This is a genomic window from Pseudomonas sp. FP1762 (assembly GCF_030687105.1).
Taxonomy (GTDB): domain Bacteria; phylum Pseudomonadota; class Gammaproteobacteria; order Pseudomonadales; family Pseudomonadaceae; genus Aquipseudomonas; species Aquipseudomonas siliginis.
In genome coordinates, this window is record NZ_CP117458.1 from 1,799,629 (window position 1) to 1,825,701 (window position 26,073).

At 60.1% G+C, this 26,073-nt stretch carries 19 protein-coding genes and 4 tRNA genes; 16 read left to right on the forward strand and 7 right to left on the reverse strand.

From position 1 onward, the window contains the following. Positions 1 to 15: 15 nt before the first annotated feature. Positions 16 to 339 (forward strand): hypothetical protein, encoded by a 324-nt coding sequence (locus PSH90_RS07965; RefSeq protein ID WP_024012181.1) that lies wholly within the window; start codon positions 16 to 18, stop codon positions 337 to 339. A gap of 175 nt (positions 340 to 514) precedes the next feature. Next, the gene (rmuC, locus tag PSH90_RS07970) at positions 515 to 1,879 is read left to right on the forward strand and encodes a DNA recombination protein RmuC (RefSeq protein ID WP_164488343.1); all 1,365 of its coding nucleotides are present in this window, start codon (positions 515 to 517) and stop codon (positions 1,877 to 1,879) included. A gap of 680 nt (positions 1,880 to 2,559) precedes the next feature. On the opposite strand, the gene PSH90_RS07975 is transcribed toward rmuC, so the two are convergent. Beyond that, a complete protein-coding gene (locus PSH90_RS07975; protein ID WP_305382481.1) occupies positions 2,560 to 6,030 on the reverse strand; it encodes a PAS domain-containing hybrid sensor histidine kinase/response regulator in 3,471 nt (1,156 codons plus the stop codon). A 223-nt stretch (positions 6,031 to 6,253) separates the two neighbouring features. Beyond that, on the reverse strand, positions 6,254 to 6,796 hold the full coding sequence (locus tag PSH90_RS07980; protein ID WP_236169115.1) for a TetR/AcrR family transcriptional regulator: 543 nt from the start codon (positions 6,794 to 6,796) through the stop codon (positions 6,254 to 6,256). Positions 6,797 to 6,899: 103 nt separating this feature from the next. On the opposite strand from PSH90_RS07980, the gene PSH90_RS07985 reads away from it, so the two are divergent. The 3 genes from PSH90_RS07985 to PSH90_RS07995 all read left to right on the forward strand — a co-directional run bounded on the left by PSH90_RS07985 (position 6,900) and on the right by PSH90_RS07995 (position 11,321). Then, positions 6,900 to 8,087, forward strand: a complete 1,188-nt coding sequence (locus PSH90_RS07985) for an MFS transporter (RefSeq protein WP_305383113.1) — start codon at positions 6,900 to 6,902, stop codon at positions 8,085 to 8,087. A 114-nt stretch (positions 8,088 to 8,201) separates the two neighbouring features. Continuing rightward, entirely contained in the window at positions 8,202 to 9,353 is a 1,152-nt protein-coding gene (locus tag PSH90_RS07990) for a TDT family transporter (RefSeq protein ID WP_305382482.1), read from the forward strand. Positions 9,354 to 9,449: 96 nt separating this feature from the next. Further along, complete coding sequence (locus PSH90_RS07995) at positions 9,450 to 11,321, forward strand: MFS transporter (protein WP_305382483.1); 1,872 nt, start codon at positions 9,450 to 9,452, stop codon at positions 11,319 to 11,321. A 103-nt stretch (positions 11,322 to 11,424) separates the two neighbouring features. Here PSH90_RS07995 and sugE read toward each other — a convergent pair whose 3' ends face one another. From sugE to rdgC, 3 genes are all read right to left on the reverse strand, one after another. Beyond that, a complete protein-coding gene (gene sugE, locus PSH90_RS08000; RefSeq protein WP_024012188.1) occupies positions 11,425 to 11,739 on the reverse strand; it encodes a quaternary ammonium compound efflux SMR transporter SugE in 315 nt (104 codons plus the stop codon). A 120-nt stretch (positions 11,740 to 11,859) separates the two neighbouring features. Then, on the reverse strand, positions 11,860 to 12,825 hold the full coding sequence (locus PSH90_RS08005) for a bile acid:sodium symporter family protein (protein ID WP_041479525.1): 966 nt from the start codon (positions 12,823 to 12,825) through the stop codon (positions 11,860 to 11,862). 143 nt (positions 12,826 to 12,968) lie between these two features. Further along, positions 12,969 to 13,889, reverse strand: a complete 921-nt coding sequence (gene rdgC / locus PSH90_RS08010) for a recombination-associated protein RdgC (RefSeq protein ID WP_024012190.1) — start codon at positions 13,887 to 13,889, stop codon at positions 12,969 to 12,971. A 159-nt stretch (positions 13,890 to 14,048) separates the two neighbouring features. On the opposite strand from rdgC, the gene PSH90_RS08015 reads away from it, so the two are divergent. The 4 genes from PSH90_RS08015 (at position 14,049) to PSH90_RS08030 (ending at position 14,581) form a co-directional block, all read left to right on the forward strand. Further along, a tRNA-Val gene (locus tag PSH90_RS08015) sits at positions 14,049 to 14,124 on the forward strand. 19 nt (positions 14,125 to 14,143) lie between these two features. Continuing rightward, positions 14,144 to 14,220: transfer RNA gene (locus PSH90_RS08020), tRNA-Asp, on the forward strand. Positions 14,221 to 14,409: 189 nt separating this feature from the next. After that, positions 14,410 to 14,485: transfer RNA gene (locus PSH90_RS08025), tRNA-Val, on the forward strand. Between the two features lie 19 nt (positions 14,486 to 14,504). Continuing rightward, positions 14,505 to 14,581: transfer RNA gene (locus tag PSH90_RS08030), tRNA-Asp, on the forward strand. An 89-nt stretch (positions 14,582 to 14,670) separates the two neighbouring features. Here PSH90_RS08030 and PSH90_RS08035 read toward each other — a convergent pair. After that, on the reverse strand, positions 14,671 to 15,840 hold the full coding sequence (locus PSH90_RS08035) for a catalase family protein (protein WP_305382484.1): 1,170 nt from the start codon (positions 15,838 to 15,840) through the stop codon (positions 14,671 to 14,673). Continuing rightward, a complete protein-coding gene (locus tag PSH90_RS08040) occupies positions 15,837 to 17,648 on the reverse strand; it encodes a di-heme-cytochrome C peroxidase (RefSeq protein WP_305382485.1) in 1,812 nt (603 codons plus the stop codon). The genes PSH90_RS08035 and PSH90_RS08040 overlap by 4 nt, the downstream gene beginning before the upstream one ends. Positions 17,649 to 17,917: 269 nt before the next feature. Between PSH90_RS08040 and PSH90_RS08045 the strand changes: the two genes are divergently transcribed. The 7 genes from PSH90_RS08045 (at position 17,918) to PSH90_RS08075 (ending at position 26,053) form a co-directional block, all read left to right on the forward strand. Continuing rightward, positions 17,918 to 18,634 (forward strand): FKBP-type peptidyl-prolyl cis-trans isomerase, encoded by a 717-nt coding sequence (locus PSH90_RS08045; RefSeq protein WP_305382486.1) that lies wholly within the window; start codon positions 17,918 to 17,920, stop codon positions 18,632 to 18,634. 293 nt (positions 18,635 to 18,927) lie between these two features. Next, positions 18,928 to 19,383: a YkvA family protein gene (locus tag PSH90_RS08050; protein ID WP_016773733.1), complete on the forward strand. Its 456-nt coding sequence runs from the start codon at positions 18,928 to 18,930 to the stop codon at positions 19,381 to 19,383. Between the two features lie 112 nt (positions 19,384 to 19,495). Further along, positions 19,496 to 19,837, forward strand: coding sequence for a helix-turn-helix domain-containing protein (locus PSH90_RS08055; RefSeq protein ID WP_056783977.1), 342 nt, complete (start codon positions 19,496 to 19,498; stop codon positions 19,835 to 19,837). Further along, complete coding sequence (locus PSH90_RS08060; RefSeq protein ID WP_003223109.1) at positions 19,834 to 20,205, forward strand: hypothetical protein; 372 nt, start codon at positions 19,834 to 19,836, stop codon at positions 20,203 to 20,205. The genes PSH90_RS08055 and PSH90_RS08060 overlap by 4 nt, the downstream gene beginning before the upstream one ends. Then, the gene (locus tag PSH90_RS08065; protein ID WP_076566754.1) at positions 20,206 to 20,613 is read left to right on the forward strand and encodes a sel1 repeat family protein; all 408 of its coding nucleotides are present in this window, start codon (positions 20,206 to 20,208) and stop codon (positions 20,611 to 20,613) included. Between the two features lie 239 nt (positions 20,614 to 20,852). After that, on the forward strand, positions 20,853 to 25,637 hold the full coding sequence (locus PSH90_RS08070; RefSeq protein ID WP_305382488.1) for an RHS repeat-associated core domain-containing protein: 4,785 nt from the start codon (positions 20,853 to 20,855) through the stop codon (positions 25,635 to 25,637). Beyond that, complete coding sequence (locus tag PSH90_RS08075) at positions 25,634 to 26,053, forward strand: hypothetical protein (RefSeq protein WP_056783991.1); 420 nt, start codon at positions 25,634 to 25,636, stop codon at positions 26,051 to 26,053. Before PSH90_RS08070 ends, PSH90_RS08075 begins: the two co-directional genes overlap by 4 nt. The last annotated feature ends 20 nt before the right edge of the window (positions 26,054 to 26,073 follow it).

Consider the following 26,073-nt stretch of genomic DNA (forward strand, 5'->3'; position numbering starts at 1 on the left):
GTCCCGCAGTGCTTTATGAAGTTTCGCTCAGTATCAGACTCTGTTACCTCCAATCCGACCTCTGTTACCGCTCCCAAGCGTTTTTCCGTACGTGTGGCTGAGTGGCTGCTCGATGCGCCGCGCCTGAGCGACAGCCCCAGCGCCAAACACCTCGCGGGCCGCCTGCTCAAGCAACCGGCCCGTGAAGGTGTAGTCGCTGCGCAAAGCCGTCTCGGCCAATTGATCTGCCGTGAGTGCGGCAATGCCCGTGACCGGCGTATCGGTCAGGAGCTGCTGCGTCAGGCCGCCCGCGCCGGTGACCGTCGCGCACAGCAGGAACTCGGTCTGATCGAAGACTGAGCTGTCCAAGCCCAGACACCTTGGTTAACCTTCAGGCTTTATCCGATTGGCAGGAGTCGCTATGGCTATGGACTTGACCAGCATATTGCTTGGTCTTGCGGCAGCAGGGGTGCCGCTGCTGGCGCTGGCCTGGCAACTGCAACGCCGGGCCGGCAATGCCCAGGCCGATCTGGCCTTGCTCGAGGAGCGCCTGGCGATGGCGCAACTGGCCCAGGACGGCCTCACCGCGCAGCTTGAAGCGAGCCGCGATGAAATCGCCGATCTCGGCCAGGCCAATGCCGCCAAACAGGCAGACCTCGCCGCCCTGCGCCGCGAAGTTGAATTGCTGCAGATCGAGCGCGATGACGCCCGCGACGCCTCCCACGCCTGGAACCTCGAACGCGCCAACAAGGACGCTGAGTTGCGCCGCCTCGACGCCCAAGCGGCCTCGCTGAGTGCCGAACTGCGAGAGCAACAGGAAAGCCATCAACAACGTCTCAACGACCTGCAAGGCTCGCGCGATGAGTTGCGTGCGCAATTCGCCGAGCTGGCCGGCAAGATCTTCGATGAGCGTGAGCAGCGCTTTGCCGAAACCAGCCAGCAGCGGCTCGGGCAGTTACTCGATCCGTTGAAAGAACGCATCCAGTCCTTTGAAAAACGCGTGGAAGAAAGCTATCAGGCCGAAGCCCGCGAGCGCTTCTCGCTGGCCAAGGAGCTGGAGCGTTTGCAGGCATTGAACCTGCGCCTGAGCGACGAAGCGACCAACCTGACTCGCGCGCTCAAGGGCCAGAAAACCCAAGGCAATTGGGGCGAACTGATCCTCGAGCGCGTTCTTGAGCATGCAGGTCTGGAGAAGGGCCGCGAGTACCAGACCCAGGTCAATCTCAAAGGCCCGGACGGGGAACGCTTCCAGCCCGATGTGATCATTTATCTGCCCGGCGACAAGCAGGTGGTGGTCGATTCGAAAGTCAGCCTCACGGCCTATCAACAATATGTTGCGGCTGATGACGACACGTTGGGGCAGATCGCGATTAAGCAGCACGTGTTGTCGCTGCGCAATCACGTCAAAGGTCTGGCCGGCAAGGATTACAAGCGCCTGGAAGGCCTGCACAGCCTCGATTTCGTTTTGTTGTTCGTACCGATCGAAGCGGCATTTTCCGCTGCGTTACAGGCTGAGCCGTCGCTGTTTCAGGACGCTTTCGACCGCAATATCGTGATCGTCAGCCCGACTACGCTGCTGGCCACGCTGCGGGTGATCGACAGTTTGTGGAAGCAGGAACGGCAGAGCCAGAATGCCCGGGAAATCGCTGAGCGGGCGGGTTGGCTGTACGACAAGTTCGTGTTGTTTATTCAGGATCTGGACGAAGTGGGCAATCGTCTGCAGCAACTGGACAAGGCTTACAGCTCAGCGCGCAATAAGCTGACAGAGGGGCGCGGTAATCTGGTCAGCCGCAGTGAGCAGTTGAAGTTGCTCGGTGCGCGGGCGAGCAAGAGCTTGCCGGCGGATTTGCTGGAGCGGGCGATGACGGATGTTGATGGGTTGGTTGAGTTGCCTGAGTAGGCGTCGTTTTTTGGGCTGATTTTGGGGGCATATCCGTTGCTGCGGGCGTGGCGGCTGGCGGTTTCGCCTGACGGCGACTTACTTTTTTACAAGCGCCTAAAAAAGTAAGCAAAAAACGCTAGCTCCTGCGTTCGGCCCTCGCAGGCTCGGGTTCCTTCGCTCCGGGATCGATCCGGGCGCAGCGGCTCCGGTTTGCTTCGCTGCACCTACACTCGCTGTGTCTGGCTGCGCCAGACGGTCGCTGCGCTCCCACGCCCGGATCAATCCCTCCACTCAGCCTTCCGACGTCGCCGGTGGATCAAGATCAAAAGCACTCGAGCTTGCGCTCATTGTTGAGTGGGGCGGCTGCGCCGCGGGCAGCTTCGCTGCTTTGCTTTTCTGTGGGAGCGAGCCTGCTCGCGAAGGCAATCTGCCGACCAACCATTCCACTCAGATATCGACGGTCCAACTGTAGGAGCTGCCGAAGGCTGCGATCTTTTGCTCTTGCTCTTGCTCTTGCTCTTGCTCTTGCTCTTGCTCTTGCTCTTGCTCTTGCTCTTGCTCTTGCTCTTGCTCTTGCTCTTGCTCTTGCTCTTGCTCTTGCTCTTGCTCTTGCTCTTGCTCTTGCTCTTGCTCTTGCTCTTGCTCTTGCTGTTCTGTGGGAGCGAGCCTGCTCGCGAAGGCGTCTGCAAGGTCACCTTCTACAACGGCAAATACCGACTCAACAGTGCCCGCAACGCTGCCGGCTTCACCGGTTTGGCCAGGTAATCCAGGCCCGCGGCATGCACTTGCGCTACGGTCTCCGGGCGTCCATCCGCGCTGATTACCACGCCGGGTACCGGCTCGCCCAGGCGCGTGCGCAACCAGGCCATCAGCTCTGTGCCGGTATCGCCGTGGTCGAGGTGATAGTCGACCAGCGCCAGTTGCGGCCGCACACCTTCATTCAATATCGCTGCGCATTCTTCGCGATTGCGCGCCGTCCATACCTGGCACCCCCAGCGGCTCAGCAGGCTGTTCATGCCGATCAGGATGCTGTCTTCGTTATCGATGCACAGCACCTGCGCGCCGCTGAGCATTTTGCTGTTTGGTTCGATCGAGGCGCTCGCCGCAGGCGTTTGCGCGCGCGCCAGCGGTACCGTGACGCTGAACACACTGCCGCGCCCCGGCCAGGAGCGAACGCGCAGGGTGTGCCCGAGCACGCGGCACAAGCCGTCGGCGATCGCCAGACCCAGGCCCAGACCTTTTTCGGCGCGGGTCTGGTGGCTGTCGAGGCGTTTGAATTCTTCGAAAATCACTTGTTGTTTGTCTTCCGGAATCCCCGGGCCGCGATCCCAGACTTCCAGACATAACTCACCACCGCGCCGACGCACGCCCAGCAGCACTGGGCCTTTGGCGTAGCGGAACGCGTTGGTGAGGAAATTCTGCAGAATCCGCCGCAGCAGTTTGATGTCGCTGTCGATGCGCAATTGACTGCCGCGCACCCGGAACGTGAGCTTTTGCTCTTGGGCCAGCGCCTTGAACTCCGCGCCTAGGGTGTCGAACAGTTCATTGACGACGAACGCTTTGCGGTCCGGGTTGATCTTGCCGTTTTCCAGGCGCGATATGTCCAGTAGATCGCTGATCAGGTCTTCCGCCGAACGCAACGAGCTGTCGAGGTGTTGCACCAGCTGCTGCGCCTCTGCGCTCAAGCCTTCGTTCTGGTGGGAGAGGGCGGCGGAGAACAGTCGCGCGGCGTTCAGCGGTTGCATCAAGTCGTGGCTGACGGCGGCGAGGAAGCGGGTTTTCGACTGGTTGGCCGCCTCGGCATTGCCCTTGGCTTCGGTGAGCGCGACGTTGAGTTGCGACAGTTCCTGGGTGCGCTCGCTGACCCGTTGTTCCAGCCCTTCGTTGGCCTCGGTCAGCGCCTGTTCGGCTTCGCGGAACGCGGTAATGTCGGTGAAGCTCATGACAAATCCGCCGCCGGGCATCGGGTTGCCGATCAGCTCGATCACCCGGCCATTGGGGAACAGCCGTTCGGAAGTGTGTGCGCGGCCCTGACGCATCCAGTGCAAGCGTCGCGCGACGTGCACTTCCGCTTCGCCAGGGCCGCACAAACCGCGTTCGGCGTTGTAGCGAATGATGTCGGCAATCGGCCGGCCGACGCTGATCAGGCCGTCGGGGTAGTTGAACAGCTCCAGATAACGCCGGTTCCACGCCACCAGTTTCAGCGACTGGTCGACCACGCTGATGCCCTGGGTGATGTTCTCGATCGCGCCTTGCAGCAGGGCGCGGTTGAACTGCAGCACTTCCGAGGCTTCGTCAGCGATTCGGACTACGTCCTCCAACTGCATTTCCCGACCTTCGATGGCGGCCTTTACTACGGCGCGCGTCGAAGAGGCGCCAAGGACACCGGCGAGCAAGCGTTCGGTGTGGGCAATCCATTCGCTGTCGGCGTTCTGGTTGGGGTTGAAACCCTTGCCCTGACGGTAGGCGAAGCGAATGAAGCTCTGCCGCGCACGTTCTTCGCCGACGAAACGCGCCGCCAGTTGCAGCAGATCGTCGATCTGCACCGCCAGCATCGAACGGGCATTAGGCCGCGCGCTGATTTCCTGACCGATGAAGCGCCCGGCTTGCCAGTGCTCGGAAACGCGCGTGCGCGACAGCACCGAGACCCAGGCGAACAGGGTGAAATTACCGGCCAGCGACAGCACCACGCCTTGGGTCAACGGGGTGATCGGCAGGTTCAGCGGATTGCTGTGCAGCCACGCCAAGCCGGGGAAGCTCGCCAGTGACCAGCCGAGACTGTGCGCGGCAATCGGCAGCACCAGCGTGTAAAACCACAGAAACGTCCCGGTAGCGAGCCCGGCGAACACGCCACGGCGGTTGGCCTGTTTCCAGTACAGCGCGCCAAGCATGGCCGGCGCCAGTTGCGTTACCGCCGCGAAGGCGATCTGGCCGATGGTCGCCAGGCTCGCGGTCGAGCCGAGCAAGCGATAACTGACGTAGGCCAGCAGCAGAATCACCACGATGCTCACGCGGCGCACCGAGAGCATCCACTGGCGGAACACCTCGAACGGGCGCTCGGCGTTGTTGCGCCGCAACAGCCACGGCAGCAGCATGTCGTTGGAGACCATGGTCGACAGTGCGACGCTGGCGACAATCACCATGCCGGTCGCTGCCGATGCGCCGCCGATAAACGCCAGCATCGCCAGCGCCGGATGGGCCTGGGCCAGCGGCAGGCTGATCACGAACGAGTCGGGCAGTACATCGCTGGGCAGCATCATCTGACCGGCAAGGGCGATCGGGACTACAAACAGTGCGGCCAAAGCCAGATAGGCGGGGAAGACCCATTTCGCCAGTCGCAGATCCTGCGGGTCGATGTTCTCCACCACGGTCACGTGAAATTGCCGGGGCAGGCAGATGATCGCCATCATCGCCACGCCGGTCTGCACCACCATCGACGGCCAATTAATCGTTTCCTTCCAGTACGCCTCAAGGCGCGGGGCGAGCATCGCCTGATTGAACAGGTCGTCGAAACCGTCATACAGCCCGTACGTGACGAAGGCGCCGACGGCGAGGAAGGCGAACAGCTTGACCAGCGATTCGAACGCGATCGCCAGCACCATGCCACGGTGGTGTTCGGTGGCGTCGAGGTTGCGCGTACCGAAAACGATGGTGAACAACGCCAGCACCAGCGACACGATCAGCGCCGTGTCCTGGGCGCGGGTGCCCATGGCATCGGCGCCGGCGCCGATCAACAGGTTCACGCCAAGGACAATGCCTTTGAGTTGCAGGGCGATGTAGGGCAAGACGCCGACGAGACAAATCAGCGCCACCACCACCGCCAGCGATTGCGACTTACCGTAGCGCGCGGCGATGAAGTCGGCGATGGAGGTGATGTTCTCCTGTTTGCTGATCATCACCATTTTCTGCAGGACCCACGGCGCGCCGACCAGCAGCAGGATCGGCCCGAGGTAGATCGGCAGGAATGACCACAGTTGTTCCGCCGCCTGACCGACCGCGCCGAAGAACGTCCAACTGGTGCAGTAAACCGCCAGCGACAGGCTGTACACCCAGGCGCGCACCCGTGGCGGCAACGGCGTGCTGCGACGGTCGCCGTAGAAGGCGATGGCGAACATGATGGCCATGTAGGCCAGGGCAACGACGGCGATCAGCCCGGTGGACAACGACATGCAGCACTCCCGACAAAAGACTCCCCGGCACTCCTGCCCGGGCGGACAGTCTCGCACGCGCGCGACGGTTAGTCAGTGTCGACCAAGGTCGTGGCGTGGCGGGGTGTCGCAGGCGGGGTACCGGGTGGTTTTTGTGGTGCCCGGGCGGGCCTCTTCGCGAGCAGGCTCGCTCCCACTTTCTGGAATGCATTCCCTTGTGGGAGCGAGCCTGCTCGCGAAGGCGTCAGTCCTGCCGCAATGCAATATCGATCAACCGATGCAACTCATCCACCTCCAGCGCCGTGGCCGAAAACAGAATCCGGAACACCACCGGCGCCACCACCAGATTGATCAAGCGGTCGACACTCGGTGTGTTTTCATCCGGATAGCGATCGACAATGGTCTGCAACTGCGCACCGATGATCGCCACGCAATAGCCGGGCGTAGCGCTGGCCTGCACGTCGCGCATCATGTTGCGCCCGACCTCCGAGCTCATCTCGTCGAGATATTGCTCGGCCCAGGCGCGGATATCGCCGCGCAGGCTGCCAGTGTTCGCCGGCTCGCTGTCCGGGCGCATGCGGGCGAGGGCGACGTCCGCCAGCAACGCCGCCAGATCACCCCAGCGGCGGTAGATCGTCGACGGCGTAACCCCCGCGCGGGCGGCAATCTGCGGGACGGTCACGGTGGAACGTTCCTGCTCTTGCAGCAGCGCATTGACCGCCGAATGAATCGACTCCTGCACCCGGGCACTGCGGCCACCGGGGCGTAAACCTTCTTTAATAGCCATGCGGCAGACCTTAACACAAAGAATTTGCTTTAAGCGCTGGGCGGTAGCACACTCCGCAAAAGCAAAAAATTAGCTTTTGCGGAGTATGCCCATGACCAGCCCCTTGAATAGTGTCGCTTCCCACCGGTCCAGCTTGTGGTTTCTGGCGATCACCTTACTCAGTTTTCTCGCCGCTTCCACCGCTCCGACGCCGTTGTATCACTTGTATCAGGATCAGCTGCATTTCTCGGCAGCGATGTTGACGCTGATCTTCGCCGTTTACGCTTTCAGTCTGTTGGCGGCGTTGCTGACGGTTGGTTCGCTTTCCGACCATCTCGGACGCAAACCGGTGATCTTCAGTGCAGTGCTGCTCAATGCGCTGGCGATGCTGCTGTTCATTTATGCCGACAGCGTGTCGTGGTTGATCAGCGCACGGGTGCTGCAAGGTTTCGCCACCGGCATGGCCACTGCCGTATTGAGTGCAACGCTGCTCGACACCGACCGTCAGCAGGGGCCGCTGATCAACAGTGTCGCGCCGTTACTCGGGATGGCTTTGGGCGGTTTGGGCTGTGGCTTGCTGGCAGAATTCGCACCAGCGCCGTTGCAGCTGACCTATTGGTTACTGTTGGCACTGTTTGTGTTGCAAGGCGTGTATGTCTGGCGCCTGCCGGAAAGTGTCTCGCGGCAAGGTGGGGCGCTGGCGTCTTTGCGACCGACTTTGCACGTGCCGGTGCAAGCGCGATCGACGTTGTGGCGAGTGCTGCCGCTGAACACCGCAACCTGGGCGCTCGGAGGTTTTTATGCCTCGCTGGCACCGTCGTTGGTGCGCACCGCCACTGGCTCTACCTCCAATCTGATCGGCGGCGCTACGGTCGCGGCGCTCACCGTGACCGGTGCGTTGATGATTTTCATGATGCGCAATCGTCCGGCCGCTCAGGCGCTGCGGCTGGGCGCGAGCTTGCTGCCGATCGGGCTAGTGCTGATTCTGCTCGGTGTGCATGGCGCCAGTCTGTCGCTGTTTTTCTTTGGCACCCTGATCGCCGGTTGCGGCTTCGGTTCGGGTTTCCTCGGTGCGGTGCGCAGTCTGGTGTCGCTGGCCTCGCCACACGAGCGAGCCGGATTGATGTCGGCGTATTACGTGCTCAGTTATCTGGCGTTCTGTTTGCCGGCGTTGCTGGCCGGGCACCTGGCGCGCAGTTTCGGGTTGCTGGCGACCACTGATGGTTACGGCGTTGTATTGATCGTGCTGGCCGTGGCTGCGCTGCTGCTCAGTCTGCGTCCGCAGACCGGCAGAGTTTGCAACGCTCCTTAAGCGCGTGTAGATCTTATCTGCAAAACAGATAACAGTTAGAGATATTACCCGTTATATCGATATTCGATTCGGATCTACCATGGACTCAACCTCACCAGAGGACAGGAGTTCATGATGATTTGCCCTAACAGTGTCACCCCCGGCTACAAACCTTTCAGCCAGCTTCAGCATCCGCGTGAAGTGATCCGCCAGTTCACGCCGAACTGGTTCGCCGCGACCATGGGCACCGGTGTGTTGGCATTGGCGCTGGCCCAGTTGCCGCTGGCCATTCCCGGATTGCGCGCTGTGGCCGAAGGGCTGTGGTTGTTCAACATTCTCTTGTTCAGCCTGTTTACCGCTGCCTACGCCGCGCGCTGGATTCTGTTCTTTGACGAGGCGCGGCGGATTTTCGGTCATTCCACTGTGTCGATGTTCTTCGGCACCATTCCCATGGGCCTGGCGACGATCATCAACGGCTTTCTGTTGTTCGGGCTGCCGCGCTGGGGCGACGGTGTCATTCAGCTCGTTGAAGTGTTGTGGTGGATCGATGTAGCGATGTCGCTGGCCTGCGGTGTGTTGATTCCGTACATGATGTTTACCCGTCAGGAACACAGCATCGATCAGATGACTGCGGTCTGGTTGCTGCCGGTGGTGGCGGCGGAAGTAGCAGCGGCCAGCGGCGGTTTGCTCGCCCCGCATCTGACCGACGCCCATGGGCAACTCGTCGTACTGACCACCAGCTATGTGCTCTGGGCTTTCTCCCTGCCGGTGGCGTTCAGCATTCTGACCATCCTGTTGTTGCGCATGGCTCTGCACAAGCTACCCCACGAAAACATGGCCGCGTCGAGCTGGCTCGCCCTCGGTCCGATCGGCACCGGTGCCCTGGGCATGTTGCTGTTGGGCGGTGAGGCGCCAGCGATTTTTGCCGCGAATGGTCTGCCCGGCGTTGGTGAAATCGCCTCAGGATTAGGGCTGGTGGCAGGGATCACCCTGTGGGGTTTTGGTCTGTGGTGGATGTTGATGGCGCTGCTGATCACCGTGCGTTATCTGCGTGACGGCATTCCGTTCAACCTCGGCTGGTGGGGCTTCACCTTCCCATTGGGCGTGTATTCGCTGGCGACGCTGAAACTGGCAAGTATCCTCAACCTGACATTTTTCAGTGTGATCGGTACGGCGCTGGTGATTTTGTTGGCGGCAATGTGGCTGATCGTCGGCAAGCGCACCGTGCAGGGCGCGTGGCGTGGCGAGCTGTTTGTCTCGCCGTGTATTGCAGGTTTGAAGAAATAATCCGAAAAGTTTAGGTAAGGTGTGGCCTGGATCGTGGTGCGGGATTCCAATAACAAGCACCCAGGCCTCACTACCTAACATCAGGAAACACGGAAGATGAGTCACCCCTCACAGTTCAACCTGTTGCGCACCCGGCGCTTTTTGCCCTTCTTTATTACCCAGTCGCTCGGCGCGTTTAACGACAATGTGTTCAAGCAGTCGTTGATCCTCGCCATCCTCTATCGGCTGACCATCGAGGGCGATCGCTCGATCTGGGTCAACCTCTGCGCGCTGCTGTTTATCCTGCCGTTTTTCCTGTTCTCGGCGCTGGCCGGGCAGTTCGGGGAAAAATTCGCCAAGGACGCGCTGATCCGTCTGATCAAACTCGCGGAAATCGCCATCATGGCCGTAGGATCGATCGGCTTCCTCTTCGATCATCTGTCGCTGATGCTGGTGGCGCTGTTCGCCATGGGCACGCACTCGGCGCTGTTCGGCCCGGTGAAGTATTCGATCCTGCCGCAGGCCTTGCGCGACGATGAACTGGTCGGCGGCAACGGTCTGGTGGAAATGGGCACGTTTCTGGCGATTCTCGCCGGGACCATCGGCGCCGGGATCATGATGTCGACCGAGCACTACGCGCCGGTAGTCTCCGCCGCGATCGTCGGCATTGCCGTGCTGGGTTATCTGGCCAGCCGCAGTATTCCGCGCGCGGCGGCCTCGTCGCCGGAAATGCGCCTGAACTGGAATATCTTCAGTCAGTCCTGGGCGACGTTGAAACTCGGTCTGGGCCAGACGCCTGCGGTGTCGCGCTCGATTGTCGGCAACTCGTGGTTCTGGTTCGTCGGGGCTATCTATCTGACGCAGATCCCGGCCTACGCCAAGGAATGGATGCACGGTGACGAAACCGTGGTCACGCTGATCCTGACCGTGTTCTCGGTGGGCATCGCGCTGGGTTCGATGCTCTGCGAGAAGCTCTCCGGGCGCAAAGTCGAGATCGGTCTGGTGCCGTTTGGCTCGTTTGGCCTGACCGTGTTCGGCCTGTTGCTGTGGTGGCATTCCGGTGGGATCCCGGACAGCGTCAGCGGCCATAGCTGGATTGCGGTGCTCGGCTTCGTGCACACCTGGGCGGTGTTGATCGACATTCTTGGCCTCGGCATTTTCGGTGGCTTCTATATTGTCCCGCTGTACGCGCTGATCCAGTCGCGTACGGCTGAAAACGAACGCGCGCGGGTGATTGCCGCCAACAACATTCTCAACGCGTTGTTTATGGTGGTGTCGGCGATTGTTTCGATCGCGTTGTTGAGCGTCGCCAAGCTGTCGATCCCGCAACTGTTCCTGGTGGTGTCGCTGCTGAACATCGGCGTCAACGCCTACATCTTCAAGATCGTTCCGGAATTCAGCATGCGCTTCATGATCTGGCTGCTCAGCCATTCCATGTACCGCGTCGAACATCGCAACCTTGAAGCGATCCCGGACGAGGGCGCGGCGCTGCTGGTGTGCAACCATGTGTCGTTCGTCGACGCCTTGCTGATCGGCGGGGCGGTGCGTAGGCCGATTCGCTTTGTCATGTACTACAAGATCTACAACTTGCCGGTGCTGAACTTCATCTTCCGCACGGCGGGCGCTATTCCGATTGCCGGACGCCAGGAAGATATCCAGATCTACGAAAAAGCCTTCACCCGCATCGCTCAGTATCTGAAGGACGGCGAACTGGTGTGCATTTTCCCGGAAGGCAAATTGACCGCCGATGGCGAGATCAACGAGTTTCGCGGCGGCGTGACGCGGATTCTCGAAGAGACCCCGGTGCCGGTGATTCCGCTGGCGCTGCAAGGATTGTGGGGGAGTTTCTTCAGTCGCGATCCGAACAAGGGCTTGTTCCATCGCTTGTGGTCGCGGGTGACGCTGGTGGCGGGGCCGGCTATTACCGAAGGGACCGAGCCGGCGAAGTTGCAGGTGTTGGTGGGGGAGTTGCGCGGATCCGTCAGATAGTTGTTGACTGGACGGCCCTCATCGCTGGCAAGCCAGCTCCCACAGGTTAGATGGTGTACACCAATCTTGTGGGAGCTGGCTTGCCAGCGATGGGGCCGGTGGCTTAAGCGCTGACCTTGAGCCCGATCAACCCGGTAACGATCAACGCCACACTGACCAGTCGAATCAGCGCCATTGATTCGCCAAACAAAATGATCCCGGCGATCACCGTGCCCACCGCACCTACGCCGGTCCAGATCGCATAAGCCGTACCCAATGGCAATTCCTTCATCGCCAAGCCCAATAGACCCAGACTGATGGCCATGGCGGCAACGGTCAGGGCGGTGGGAAGCGGGCGGGTGAAGCCGTCGGTGTATTTCAGGCCAACGGCCCAGCCGACTTCGAACAGGCCGGCGCAAAACAGAATGATCCAGGACATGCAGGACCTCCATCGATTGACGGGGTCGTCCCCAGATGAATGACTCGATCGAGCCGCAGGGTCGTCCCCGCGTTGCGCAATATACTGACGAGCATTAACCCGGGGATCAAGTTTTCAGCCTCAATCGGCAGCCCGTTGTGCGAGGTTGTCGCGATCTTCTTTTTCGCTCATGCGCCGGAAGTACGTCGATAGCAGTGCTCCGGAAATATTGTGCCAAACGCTGAACAGCGCGCTCGGCACCGCCGCCAGTGGCGAGAAGTGCGCACTGGCCAATGCCGCGCCCAGTCCCGAATTCTGCATGCCGACCTCCAGTGCCAGCGACTTGCGCTGAGCCAGAGGCAAGCCGAACAGGCGTCCGGTGAAGTAGCCGAGCAGATAACCGAAGCTGTTGTGCAGCATCACCACGGCCATGATCAACAGGCCGGACTCGGCGATTTTCGCCTGACTCGCCGCCACCACGGCGGTGACGATAATCACGATGCTGACCACCGATACCAGCGGCAACACATCCACCGCATGCCGCACCTTGTCGCCGAGCAGCCGCTGCGCGACCACGCCGAGAACGATCGGCAACAGCACCACTTGCAGGATCGACCAGAACAGCTCCATGAACGATACCGGCAGCCACGCCGAGGCCAGCAGCCAGATCAGCGCCGGGGTCAACAGTGGGGCGAGGAGGGTAGTGACCGCGGCAATCGCCACTGAAAGCGCCAGATCACCGCGTGCCAGCCAGGTCATCACGTTCGAAGAGGTGCCGCTCGGGCAGCAGCCGACCAGAATCACCCCGACGGCGATTTCCGGCGGCAGGTGAAACACCTGGCAGAGCAACCACGCCACACCGGGCATGATCACGAAATGTGCAACCACGCCCAGCGCCACCCGCCACGGATGGCGAGCGACGGCAGCGAAGTCGTCGAGCTTGAGGGTCAGGCCCATGCCGAACATCACCAGACCCAGCAGCGGTACGATCGCGCTTTTCAGGCCGATGAACCACGCCGGTTGCAGGAAGGCCACGACGGCGAATATCAGAACCCAGTAAGCGAAGGTATTGCCGACAAAGCGGCTGAGTGCAGCCAGTGCGCGCATGGCTTGATCCTTATTTTTGGTTACACCACAAAACATTGTGGGAGCGAGCCTGCTCGCGAAAGCGGTGAGCCAGATACATTAATGTTGCTGGCGCACCGCATTCGCGAGCAGGCTCGCTCCCACAGGTTAGATGCTCGTCAGGGTCAGATCCCCTGCGGCATCTCTTCCCCACCCAACGCTTCAACCAGCGCCGGCAGGAAGTCGCCGAAGGTCAGCATCATCAGGGTGAAGCTGGCATCCAGTTGGCCCAGGGCTTCATCGCCACCGTCCTGTTCCGCCTGATCCTGCAGCAGATCCTCGAATTTCAGGCGTTTGACGGTCATCTTGTCGTCGAGCATGAACGACAGTTTGTCCTGCCACGCCAGCGACAACTGAGTGACGACTTTGCCGGTGCTCAGGTGCAGCTGGATTTCTTCGCTGGTCAGGTCCTGACGCTTGCAACGGACGATGCCGCCGTCTTCGTGGGTGTCGCGCAGTTCGCACTCGTCCAGTACATAAAAATCGTCGGCGGCTTTCTGCGTGGTGACCCACTCGGTCATCACCGCAGTCGGTGCCATTTTCACGGTCAATGGACGCACGGGCAGGGTGCCGATCACTTCGCGCAGCGTCGACAGCAGGTCTTCGGCGCGTTTCGGGCTGGCCGAGTTGACCAGGATCAGGCCCTGTTTCGGCGCGATCGCGGCGAAGGTCGACGAACGACGGATGAACGCGCGCGGCAGAAACGCCTGGATAATTTCATCCTTGATCTGGTCGCGTTCCTTCTTATAGACCTTGCGCATCTGCTCGGCTTCGATCTCTTCGACCTTTTCCTTGACCGCGTCACGCACGACGCTGCCCGGCAGAATGCGTTCTTCCTTGCGCGCAGAGATCAGCAGGAAATCGCCGCTGACGTGCACCAGCGGCGCATCTTCGCCCTTGCCGAACGGTGCAACGAAACCGTAAGTGGTCAGCTCCTGGCTTGCACACGGCCGCGCCAGTTTGGTCGCCAGTGCAGTTTCCAGCGCCTCGGCATCGACAGGCAGGTCTTGGGTCAGGCGATAGATCAGCAGGTTCTTGAACCACATGGGGCGAGTCACTCCTTTATACAAAGGGGGGCATTATTGTCTTCGCCGGGGCATAGGCCAACCCTTCTCTAAGCCTTTGGAAGGCCTCGGAAAATTATTTAAAAAAGTGCTTGCCAGAGGTTGGGGTGCTCCGTAGAATGCGCGCCACACCGAAGCGAAGGGTGATTAGCTCAGCTGGGAGAGCGTCTGCCTTACAAGCAGAATGTCGGCGGTTCGATCCCGTCATCACCCACCATTCGTTTCAAGTGTTTAGCGCAGCGGTAGTTCAGTCGGTTAGAATACCGGCCTGTCACGCCGGGGGTCGCGGGTTCGAGTCCCGTCCGCTGCGCCATATTCGGTAACCTGGACCACTGAACGCCAGGTCACCACGGAAAAACCCGCTGAGGCGGGTTTTTTTCTGTCTCAAGGTTGTACCCGCGGGATGTATCGTTTCACCGGTTTTCAGATTTTTTTGAAAATATTCAATTAAATCAACACTTTACGAAAACCTGTGGCATAATACGCCCCGTAACGAAGCGAAGGGTGATTAGCTCAGCTGGGAGAGCGTCTGCCTTACAAGCAGAATGTCGGCGGTTCGATCCCGTCATCACCCACCATTCGTTTCAAGCGTTTCGCGCAGCGGTAGTTCAGTCGGTTAGAATACCGGCCTGTCACGCCGGGGGTCGCGGGTTCGAGTCCCGTCCGCTGCGCCATATTCGGTATCTGGAACTGAACGCCAGACACCACAAAAAGCCCGCCTTGTGCGGGCTTTTTGCTGTCTGCGATTTATGAAATCGCCGCGCTACTGCGCCGCATTGTGGGCATGCCGATAGTCGCTCACCGCCTCGTACACTGCCTTGCGCAAGCGATTGATCCCGCCCACCGGCCGATGCGCCTCGATGCCGAACCACGGGTTGAACGACAGGTTGTCGCATTGCAGATTCAGCGCCGGCGTATCGAAGTCCTGCGCGGGCAGGGTGATCCGCGCCACCGTTGCAAAAGGCGCATCCTGCTCACGCCACTCAATGCTGGTGTTTTCGATCGGCATGTACTTGTTCGCGTCCTGGCGCTGGATCTGCAGGGCAAAACACGCCGGCACCCGATCCGTGGATAACTGTTGATTCAGTGCACTGCGCAGAAAATTCGGCAAGTCGTGATTCTGTTTGGGCAAGGTATACGCCGGGCAACGCTCCGGATCCGGCACGACGCGGAATTTCGCATTGGCCTCACCGAACTTGTAGGGTGATACAGAGAAATATGTAGTCTCGGTCGGACTGTCCGGCGGCGCTGACAGGGTTGCCAACGCGATGAATAGATGACGGACCTGCCAGGTGCGCGGATCCCACGTCGGAAAAAACGCCATGACCTTCTTGCCGTCAGCCTGCGCCGCCACATTCTGACGGTACTCGGCGACATTGCTGACAAAGAAATTCGGATGGCTGAACATCACGAAATCCTGTTCATGCTGGTCCTGGCGGTTGCCTAGCAGTTGCGTGCCAGGAACCTCAAGCAACTTGATCGCCATTCCGCGCGCGTCGCGAATGCTGTCGAATTGCGGGTAGGCATTGCCGTTGGACAACCGGATCAGCGCCTGCCAGGTCTTGCCCGGCTCGCTGAACACACCCTGTCGCAGCGATTGCTCCAGTTCCGGTAACACTTGCACTTGCGCCTTCACGCAGCCATGCGCCTTGGCGTGGGCATCGCGCAGATAACGCGTGCTTTCGCGATGCTGGTCGACGATGCGCACAGCGGTTTGAATGATGTCCTGGGTCATCACCGCTTCGCCTGGTGGAATCTGTTCCTGCGCCGACACCGGCCCACGATGCTGCCAAGCGAACCACGCGGCGGCGATGGCCCAGCCGAGCAGGCCGATGATCAGCAGGATCAGCAGCGTCTTGCCAAGCAAACGCCCCAACCAGAGCCAGAAGCGAGCCAGTGGCGGCAGTTCTTTTTTGAATGTCGGCATGATCATGGCAACTGCGCCTCCAGTGGTCCGCCCAGCACTTTCAGGTATTCGAGCAGCGCCCAGCGCTCCTCTGGTTGCAGGAGGCGGCCGATCACCCCGTTGCCGCGAGCGCCAGCGCGGAATTCGTGGCCGCTGTTGTGGTTGCCGCTGATGCGCGTGTCGAACAGAAAACCGTTGGTGAAAGGTTCGGTGCGATAGCCGAGGTGGCGCGGGTCGTATTCGAGCGTGCCTTTATAGAAGGTGGTGGCGCGCTCATCCTGCGGTGACAGCAACTGATAGATGCTTGGCACCGAACCGTTGTGCAGAAACGGCGCAGTCGCCCACACGCCAGCCAGCGGTCGAGCCTTGTAAGCGACCTTCTCGCGCACGCCGATCGGCAGGCCGAAACCGTCCATGCGCGGTTTTTCTTCCGGCGTGATCTGCGCGTCGCGATAGGCACGGTTTTCCACGAACGCGGTGACGTAAGCCAGGCCCTTGGCCACCGACAATTGGCTCAGATCAAGCGGCGCTTTAGGTTCGGGGTGCAGTCTGACGTCCATTTTTTCCAACTCTTTGACATCCCATTGCAGCGCGCTCAGGTCGAAACGATGGCTGGCAACGTTGTTGGCCGCATTCGGATCGGTACCGATCACCTCCACGGGAATCATGTGCAAGTGCTGCACCCAACGTTCGCCTTCCTGCGATTGGCGCGGGACATGGCAGCCGGCGCAGTTTTCCGCGAACAGCGCGCGGCCTCTGGTGGCCAGCGGCTTGTCGATCGCTCCGAACAGATCTTCCGGCCAGGTCGGCGGCTTCAACTGCTGCAAGGTTTCTTCGATAGCGTGCAGATCGCGCACGCGCACGCTGGAGGGATAGCGCTCAGCGCCTTGCAGCGGCTGGCCGTTGCCGTCGAAGAAATTCAGCGTGGCACCGACGCCGAGCGCCTCGCCGATATTGCGCGCCATTGGCTGTTGAGCCGAGCCGTTCCACTGCACCCAGTCGAACGTCCACATGTCCCACAGCTGCGGGTAATCCACCGGGGCATCGGCCACACGGTAGTTGGCAGGGGAAATCGCATCGCCAAACGTCGCGTTGGCAATCCGGCCGAACGCATCGGTGCGCCCCGGGCCTTCCTCGGTCGGGTACAGGCCGCGATGGGTGTCGTTCCACGCCACTTTGACGAAGGTGTTCAGCGAGGTCTTGAACTCGCTGCGCAATTGTTCGCGGCGCGCTTCGTAATCATCTCCGAGCACCTGGCGGGCGAAGCGCTCGAACTTCCACGGGTTGTAGTAAGTCGAGGCGAGACTGGCGACCAGGGCCTGTCCGAAACTGCCACCGCGCAACGTAGGAACGCTGGAAGGCAACACGTGCTGTGCGCTGCCGCCATCGATACGTACGGCCTGGCCTTTGACGCGCAACTCGCCGGTGTGGCAAGCGGCGCAGGTGATGTCCAGATAATGCTCCGAGGCGTTGCCGGGATTCTGGTGCCGGGCAAAACCGACGGGAAGGTTGCCGGGGTTGTTCGCGCTCGCTTTCTGCTGCGGGTCGACCAGGAAGCCGAAACGGGCGAGATATTCAGGGGAGGCGAAGCGCTGCTCGGAGAACGGCAATTCCAATGCCTGGAACCACTCGTAACGCAGGCCTTTGACTTGCGTACCTTGGGGCGTGAAGTAGTAGGTCCGCCGTTGCTCTTCGCTCCATTGATCCAGGTAACGTACCTGTTGCGGCGGGGTGTAGGAGGGCAATTTCGGATTGGCGACGTAATAGACGGTCACCGCGAGGGCGATTATCGCCAGCACGATCACCAGAGTGAGAACGCGGAATAGAAGGCGCAAGTTAAACATCCTTGTCGAATTGTTGCGCTGTTATGCCTGAGCCATGACTGCTGGGCAAGTGGCCATTACGCCAGACGCTGAGGCAAGCTCCGATGACGCTTGTCGTCCGTGGATGACAGAAGCTTCATCCAGCCGTTGCCCAAATGCGTTTTAATCCCTGAACTTATCGGAAGATTCCTGCTCTCATGCCGGTAGCCATTGGTCGTGGCGGCCTGATAAGCTCGCGGCTTTACTCGATTGCCCATTCGGCGCATGAACAAGGAAATAGCATGAAACAGCATCGGTTGGCGGCGGCGGTAGCCCTGGTTAGCCTGGTACTCGCGGGTTGTGACTCGCAGACCAGCGTAGAGCTGAAAACCCCGGCGCAAAAAGCTTCCTACGGCATCGGCCTGAACATGGGCAAAAGCCTTGCCCAGGAAGGCATGGATGATCTGGACTCCAAAGCGGTAGCCCAGGGCATCGAAGATGCCGTTGGCAAGAAAGAACAGAAGCTGAAAGATGAAGAACTGGTCGAAGCCTTCGCCTCGCTGCAAAAGCGTGCTGAAGAGCGTATGGCCAAGATGAGTGAAGAGTCGGCAGCCGCCGGCAAGAAATTCCTCGAAGAAAACGGCAAGAAAGCCGGTGTGACCACCACCGCTTCCGGCCTGCAGTACGAAGTAGTGAAGAAAGCCGATGGCCCACAGCCTAAGCCGACCGACGTCGTAACTGTTCACTACACCGGCAAGCTGACCAACGGCACCGTGTTCGACAGCTCCGTAGAGCGCGGCAGCCCGATCGATCTGCCAGTCAGTGGCGTGATCCCGGGTTGGGTTGAAGGTCTGCAACTGATGCACGTTGGCGAGAAGTACAAACTGTACATCCCTAGCGATCTGGCTTACGGCGCTCAGTCGCCAAGCCCGGCAATCCCGGCCAACTCGGTTCTGGTTTTCGACCTGGAACTGCTGGCCATCAAGGATCCAGGCAAAGAAGACGCCGCTGCCAAGTAACACGCAACGGCATCGCCAACAACGCCTCGCTTATGCGGGGCGTTGTTGCATCTGCAGGTCAGGAAAGGTAAACAGAGCGAACTGACAGCGATCAGCACAGTCATAGCTTTGAGGCTGCCCGCGCTAGACGTCCTGAGCCGCCAAGTCAATGAAATATTGGGCTTTTTTATGTGAGTAAAAAACGCCCGATCTGAGCGCAGCCCTTATGAAACGGGGCTCTCAGCGCTGAAATGCAGCTCTGTTCACAAGGTTATCCACAATTTGTGTGGATAACATTTCAACGGGAAGAATAGATGAAAGCTCCGTGGAATTTCGCTCGATTCCTGCCGTTGGCCGGTCGCCTGCTGGCCCGTGGACGCTTGCCGACCCTGTTGTTTGCCGTGGCCAGCAAAGGCGCCGCGCAAGGCAATCGCCTGGGCAAACTCAAGGATGATCTGCGCTTGCTGCAGTCGCTGTGCCTGGCCTACTGGCGTGGCGAGTATCGCGCGATCAGTGCCAAGTCGCTGATTTCGGTGGTGGCCGGCCTGATGTATTTCCTCAGCCCGGTCGATGCCATTCCGGATTTCATTCCCATGTTCGGCATGCTCGATGACATCGCTGTCCTCGCTTGGCTGATGAAAACCCTCGATGACGAGCTCAACGCCTTCCGCCTGTGGCGCAAGCGCCAGCAACCCGAGAAGCTGGCGGTGGTTGAGCGCCTTCCTGATACCCCTGAACAATTGCAGCTGCAAGGCCCGAAAAAGCCCTGACTGACGAAGACTGCCTACAGATAGATACCACTCGCGACCTTGGCCGCTGTTAGGATTACACTTCTAGGGAAAAGTGCCGACTCGCTAAGTGGTGTTGTCCTACGGGGTAGTCATGGATATTCAGATAATTGCACGCGATGGCGAACCCGAATACGCGGTTCTGCCGTGGGCTCAATATCAGGCTTTACTGAAAGCAGCAGGGATCAACGCAACACCGGTGCAGCAGCCAGCAGCGCCGCTCGCCGCCTCGCCGGAGCCGATTCTTCCGGGTCTGGATCAATTACGCAGTTTGCGCGAAGGGAAGGGCATCGCCATCGAGGCGCTGGCCCGCACGGTAGGTATCAGCCCGTCTTATCTGGCCATGATCGAAAGTGGTGAGCGTCAGCCCGACGCCGCGATTCGCCGCAGCCTGGCCTGGGAACTGACGGTGCCGGGTTGGAGGGACGAATCGTGAGCGTACGAATCAGCCGTCAACATTGGGACGGATTGCTGGGGGAACTGGACCAGGCGCGTCGTCAGCGCCATCTTCTCACTTATCGAGCCTTGCTTGAGCGTTTGCAGCTGCCGACGCCGGCGATGCAGACACTGACGGCTGCGCTGGAGCATCTGGCCGCACTGGACGCCAAAGCCGAGCAGCCGTTGCGCAGTTCGCTGGTCATCAGTCAGGGCGCCAGTCGTTTGCCGCGTACCGGTTTTTTTGAATGTGTCGAGCGTCTGGGGCGCTTTTCCGGGCCTTCGGATGGCGTTGCAGCGGCGTCCTGGCATGCGTCGGAAGTGGTGCGCGTCTTCGAATACGAATACCCGGAATCGGCGGAGGCCTGAGTGTTTCTGCGCCTCAAGGCGCGGGCCGGTTACTGGCTGGCCCGCAGGCTGTTTCATTGGTCGTGGTTCGTTCGCCAGCCGCGTGGCTGGCGCTGGCTCGAAGGCCAGTTTGCACGCATGGCCAACCTCGGCGATGTCGGTGCGCAAAGCTTTTATGGGCACATTCTGACTTTTCGCGGCGTCGGGTTAGGCGCGCGTGAAGAAGGCGTGCGCTTACTGCGTCTGGCGGCGTTGGCTGGTGATGGTAAAGCGGCGTATCAAGTCGGCGTGATCAGCCTCGCCGGTACCCCGAGCAAGGCGCCGGATCCCGCTGAGGCCGCTCGTTGGTGGAGCATGGCCGCCGAAGCCGGCCACCCGTTGGCCGAGCTTAAGCTGCAACAGCTGATGGCTGGTGATTCAACGCAGTAATTCCATGTATGTCTTCTAAGTAAACGCGGCGTGAGGTTTTCCTCACGCCGCGTTTACGTTTTTGCCTGCACGTTTTTCGCTGGATGTTGGATTGCAGATTAGTCCTACATCCTTTGCCTACTCGCCTGACTTCTTTCCTTTCTGATCCCCCGCACAGTTCCCGCGACTAATTTCTTGCGCGAGGGACCGCTCATGCTTCAGCCCGTTTTTCAGCCCACCTTGTCTGCCTGCGTGTGTTGATGGAAGCCATCGCTCGCATCGAGCAGGAACTCGACAGTTTCCCGCAAACGCTCAGCCTCTACCGCAAACAGCTCGATCACTGGCTCAGTCGCAGGGTGGACCAGATCAGCGAGGCAGCAGACCTGCCATCGCTGGTGGGCATGGAGCGGATCATCCGCTTCGGCGATAGCCGCACGGCGGTCAGTAGCAGCGACGAGGAGTTTTCTTCCAGCGTTGTCCAGTGCCCGCAGGGCGGGCTCATGCAGATCGAGAGCAAGTTCGAATCGGTCTACGACATCCCGCTGGGCAACATTTCCGTCGATGTGGTCGACGTGGATAGCGGCAAAACCAGCCCGGTCACCCTTGATCAGCAGGGCAAGGCTGAATTCAGAGGCGAAGAGGGCAAGTTCTACCGCGTTCTGGTCCACAGCGCTGTCACCTCCAGTCAAGTCGACGAGCTGTTCAAATCCTACAACGGTTTGACCGGCGAACTGAAACGCTGGCTGCGTAGCGAGTGGCAGGGTTTCAAGCCGCAGTGGTCACAGTCGGTGGCGACCGCAGCCAGCAACGGCATGCTCGCCGGCAGTTGGGCGGCCATCGAGGGGGTATGGGACAGCCTCGGACTGCTCTCGGAAATTCTCCAGGACCCCGGCAAGTTTGCCGAGCGTTTGGGCAGTGGCGCGGCTGAGCTGATCGAGCTGGCACAGACCGCGCCAAATCTCATGGAAAAGCTGCAGTTGCTGGTCAGTGACGAAGCGGCGATGTGCTTGCTGCTGCGGTCGGCAAGCCTGTGGCTGGACATGCTGCCGCCCAGCGAGATTGCCGGCAAATCTGCTGAAGTGGCGTCGATGATGATCGTGCAACTGATCATCGATGTGTTGACCAGCGTGGTGCTGACGTTTGTCGGAGCGGGGGCGGGGATCGCTTATCTGACGCTGCGTCTGGCTGACCGTGCAACGCAGCTGTTCAACGTCGCCAAGCGTCTGGTCAAGGCGCTGTTCAGCATCGTCAGCGCCTTCATTGAATACGTCGACCGCTACAAAGCCGTTGCCGCGCGCGGCATCGCCGCCGGGGTGAAAAAGGGCCGGATGCAATTGCGCTGGGATGCCCAGCGCAACGCCATGTTGAAGAAAGACGAACAGCACGACGACGTCCCCGACCAGGCAAAAAACCCCAACGGCGACGCCGCCGATTGCGTCCCCAATACCTGCAAAAACGGCTGTCCGGTGTCGATGGTCACCGGCGAGGAACTGCTGACCCTGACCGACGCGGTGCTCGATGGCGTGCTGCCCTTCGAGTTCACCCGCTTGTACCGCAGCAGCGCGGTCGAGATCGACATCGGCCTGGGTTTTGGCTGGAGCCACACGCTGGCCCATCGCCTGTCCTTCGACGGCGATGGCGTGATCTGGATCGACCACGAAAACCGCCGCACTCGTTTTCCCCTGCCCAACGTCGCGCGCCCAGCGATTCACAACAGCCTGTCGCGGGCGGCGATCTTTCTCGGCGATGAGCCGGAAGAACTGATTCTGGTTTTGGCCGGCGACAGCGCGCGCTTTTATCACTTTCGCGCCGGCCGGCTGACGGCGATCAGCGACGTCTACGGCAATCGTCTGACCCTGCAACGCGATCGCTCCGACCGCATTCAGCGTCTGGACAACGGCGCCGGCCGCGCCCTGCTGTTGCGTTATGACCGCGCGCAACTGGTGGCGATCGATTATCAGGTGTTCGTCCAAGGCGAGTGGACCACCGAGCAAACCCTCGCCACCTACAGCTTCGATGCCCGGCAACGCCTGCTGACCGCGACCAACGCGGTCGGCGACAGCGAACGCTACGACTACGACGACCATCACGTCATCCTCCAGCGCCAGCTGACCGGCGGCGCGAGCTTCTTCTGGGAGTGGCAGCGCGAGGGCAAAGCGGCGCGCTGCGTGAGGCACTGGGCTTCGTTCTCGCAGATGAACACCCGTTACGTCTGGAACGATGACGACGCCAGCGTGACCGTGCATTACGTCGACGGTACCGAAGAAGTCTACGTCCACGACGAGCGCGCGCGACTGGTGCGCCAGGTTGCGGCCGATGGCGGCGAGCAGCTCAAGGCTTATGACCAGCAGGGGCGATTGATCGCCGAGCAGGATGCGTTGGGCGCGGTCACCGAATATCGCTACGACGAACTCGGACGGCTGATCGCGCTGATTCCGCCGGACGATGCACCAACGTCCTACGAGTACCGCAACGGTTTTCTCTACAAGCGTTGCCGTGGTGATGCGGTGTGGATCTACCGGCGCAACGCTGAAGGCGCCGTTACCGAAGCGGTCGATCCCCACGGCCAGGTCACCCATTACTACTACAACCTGCGCGGCCAATTGCTGTCGCTGCGCTATCCGGACAGCAGCCGCCACCGCTGGGTGTGGAACGAGCTCGGCCAGCTCATCGAAGAAACCCTGCCGGACGGCGGCGTGCGGCGTTTTTCCTACGATGCGCTGGGCCGGCGGATTACCACCCATGACGAATTTGGTGTTGTCAGTCGTCAGCAGTGGGACGCGGCCGGCCGACTGATCCTGACGACTTCTCCTACGGGAAGCACGCGCGCCTACAGCTACGGCGCCTACGGCCAGATCACCGCTGAGCGCGACGAGCTCGGGCGCATCACCCGCTACGAATATGACGACGACCTGCATCTGGTCTCGCGGCGGATCAACCCCGACGGCACCCGCGTGCAGTACCGCTATGACCATGCGCGGCTGTTGCTGACCGAAATTGAAAACGAATCGGGCGAAAAATACCGACTGGATTACACGCCGACCGGATTGATCCGACAGGAAACCGGGTTTGATGGGCGGCGCACGGCTTACGTCTACGACCTCAATGGTCATTTGCTGGAGAAGACCGAGTTTGGTGATTTCGGCCCCAGTCTGGTCACCCACTATGAGCGCGACAAGGCCGGGCGTTTGCTGGTCAAAACCCTGCCCGATGGGCTCAAAGTCCGCTACGACTATGATCGCCTCGGGCGCTTGGTTGCCGTTGATGACGGGCAAAACCATCCGCTGGCCTTCGAGTATGACCGTCAGGACCGGCTGATCACCGAGCATCAGGGCTGGGGCACCTTGCGCTACGCCTATGACGCCTGCGGTCAGCTCAAACGCCTGCGTCTGCCGGACAACAGCAAGCTCGATTATCACTACGCCAAGGGCGGTGCGCTGTCAGCCATCGACCTCAACGGCACGCCGCTGACCCGGCATGTGTATCAGTCCGGTCGCGAACAGCAACGCCAGCAAGGTTTGCTGCTCAGCGAATACTCCTACGACGATCAGGGCCGCTTGCTCGCCCACGCTGTAGGCCATCGCCACGCTTCGCTGTACCGCCGCGATTATGCCTACAGCGCCAACGGCAATCTCGAGCACATCGCCGACAGCCGCCACGGCCAGCGCACCTACGGCTACGACGCCCTCGACCGGTTGATCCGCGTACGTCACTCGCGCGACGAACTGCCCGAATCCTTCGCCCACGACCCGGCGGGCAACCTGCTGATGCAGGACCGCCCCGGTCCCGCGCAGATCAAGGGCAACCGCCTGCTGATGCAAGGCGACCGCCATTACGACTACGACGCCTTCGGCAACCTGATCCGCGAACGCCGAGGCCACGGCCAGACCCTGGTCACCGAATACCGCTACGACTGCCAGCACCGCCTGATCGGCCTGACCCGCCCCGACGGCCAGACCGCCACTTATCAATACGACGCCTTCGGCCGCCGTATCCGCAAAACCGTCGACGGCGCCATCACCGAGTTCTTCTGGCAAGGCGAACACCTCGTCGCCGAAAGCAGCGCCACGCAATACCGCAGCTTCCTCTACGAACCCGGCACCTTCCGCCCACTGGCGATGCTCGACGGCAAAGGCCCGAAAAAAGCCTGCCCGTTCTACTACCAACTCGACCACCTCGGCACCCCGCAGGAACTCACCGACTACAGCGGCGAAATCGTCTGGTCCGCGCAATACGACGCCTACGGCAAAGTCGCCGCCGTCACCCTCGCCGGCGAAGACTACCTGGATCAACCGCTGCGCTTTCAGGGGCAGTATTTCGATGTTGAAAGTGGGCTGCATTACAACCGGCATCGGTATTACGACCCGAGGCTAGGGCGGTATTTAACGCCGGACCCGGTGAAGCTGGCGGGTGGGTTGAATCAGTACCAATACGTGCCGAATCCGACGGGGTGGGTGGATCCGTTGGGGTTGAGTTGCATTTGTCCACCGTCAGCGCCACGACGTCCGATGCGATACGAGGCTGGTCGCGTGGTCGTCGAAGAGGGAGCGCCCCCGCTGCCAAAGATGACGGCGCAGGAACGACGGGCGAGGATTGATGAAGTGGCTGAGGAGAATGCGAAACGGCGTGTGAGTGAGTATGAAGAACTTTATGACATGCACACTGTGAAAAAACATAGTTCGGAAATTACTGGCCCGGCTCTCAAGCAGCGAGCGATAAATGGCGCGGATCCTCATACTGGCGAGGTTCCTAAAAATGCCAAAGGTAATCCAAGCTCTCAGTTTCATAGTTGGCGTATGCATCTGGGGGCCTTGAATAAAGCGATGACGAAGGATGAAAACGGATTGATTAAGCATACAGGGAAGGATCAAAAGAAAAATCCTATAGTTCGATTGGAACTGCCTGGAGCTGGGCGCGGCTACAGGCCTAATAAAAAAGATGCACAAAATCCTCGGCTGAATGAGGATATGAATTGGTTTGAGGTTAAGTTCGACAAAGACAATACACAGAAGCCTTTTACGGGCTTCCCGTCGGAGGGCAAATGATGCTTAAAGACCCATTTTTAAATGAGCCTTTTGAACCTGATTTGATGTGGTTCGTTGGTGTATTTGATGTTTATGATAGAGAGGAAACCAAGGGTGTGGAGCTCGAGATATATGATCCGAATGATCGAGCTGATAGAAGCGTGCTAATAACGAAATATTGCTTAAATCAGCCCTATCTCTCCTTTAGGCATAAACTGGTTCTCATTGAAAATCTGGAAGCAGTGCTTAAGGATTCAAGCTTCGATTTTCAAGCTGTATTCGAAATTGATGAATGCGAGACAAACAGTTGGCCGCGTGAGGAATGGTACTCATTAGAAAATCCCCGTTGCTTTTTTCAAGATGTCTTTCGACTGGCGCAGGAAATTTGGAAAGAGGATCTATTGATGGCAACTAATGAGGATAGATCAACTTGGTAAACTAAAAGCCAAGTTGACGT

Bases quoted from the DNA above. Each gene is read 5' to 3' on its own strand.
- PSH90_RS07965 (WP_024012181.1), top strand. From the start codon at position 16: ATGAAGTTTCGCTCAGTATCAGACTCTGTTACCTCCAATCCGACCTCT.
- PSH90_RS07975 (WP_305382481.1), bottom strand. From the start codon at position 6,030: ATGTCGTTGTCCACCGGGCTGATCGCCGTCGTTGCCCTGGCCTACATG.
- PSH90_RS07980 (WP_236169115.1), bottom strand. From the start codon at position 6,796: ATGGCTATTAAAGAAGGTTTACGCCCCGGTGGCCGCAGTGCCCGGGTG.
- PSH90_RS07990 (WP_305382482.1), top strand. From the start codon at position 8,202: ATGATTTGCCCTAACAGTGTCACCCCCGGCTACAAACCTTTCAGCCAG.
- PSH90_RS07995 (WP_305382483.1), top strand. From the start codon at position 9,450: ATGAGTCACCCCTCACAGTTCAACCTGTTGCGCACCCGGCGCTTTTTG.
- sugE (WP_024012188.1), bottom strand. From the start codon at position 11,739: ATGTCCTGGATCATTCTGTTTTGCGCCGGCCTGTTCGAAGTCGGCTGG.
- PSH90_RS08005 (WP_041479525.1), bottom strand. From the start codon at position 12,825: ATGCGCGCACTGGCTGCACTCAGCCGCTTTGTCGGCAATACCTTCGCT.
- rdgC (WP_024012190.1), bottom strand. From the start codon at position 13,889: ATGTGGTTCAAGAACCTGCTGATCTATCGCCTGACCCAAGACCTGCCT.
- PSH90_RS08035 (WP_305382484.1), bottom strand. From the start codon at position 15,840: ATGATCATGCCGACATTCAAAAAAGAACTGCCGCCACTGGCTCGCTTC.
- PSH90_RS08045 (WP_305382486.1), top strand. From the start codon at position 17,918: ATGAAACAGCATCGGTTGGCGGCGGCGGTAGCCCTGGTTAGCCTGGTA.
- PSH90_RS08050 (WP_016773733.1), top strand. From the start codon at position 18,928: ATGAAAGCTCCGTGGAATTTCGCTCGATTCCTGCCGTTGGCCGGTCGC.
- PSH90_RS08055 (WP_056783977.1), top strand. From the start codon at position 19,496: ATGGATATTCAGATAATTGCACGCGATGGCGAACCCGAATACGCGGTT.
- PSH90_RS08070 (WP_305382488.1), top strand. From the start codon at position 20,853: ATGGAAGCCATCGCTCGCATCGAGCAGGAACTCGACAGTTTCCCGCAA.
- PSH90_RS08075 (WP_056783991.1), top strand. From the start codon at position 25,634: ATGATGCTTAAAGACCCATTTTTAAATGAGCCTTTTGAACCTGATTTG.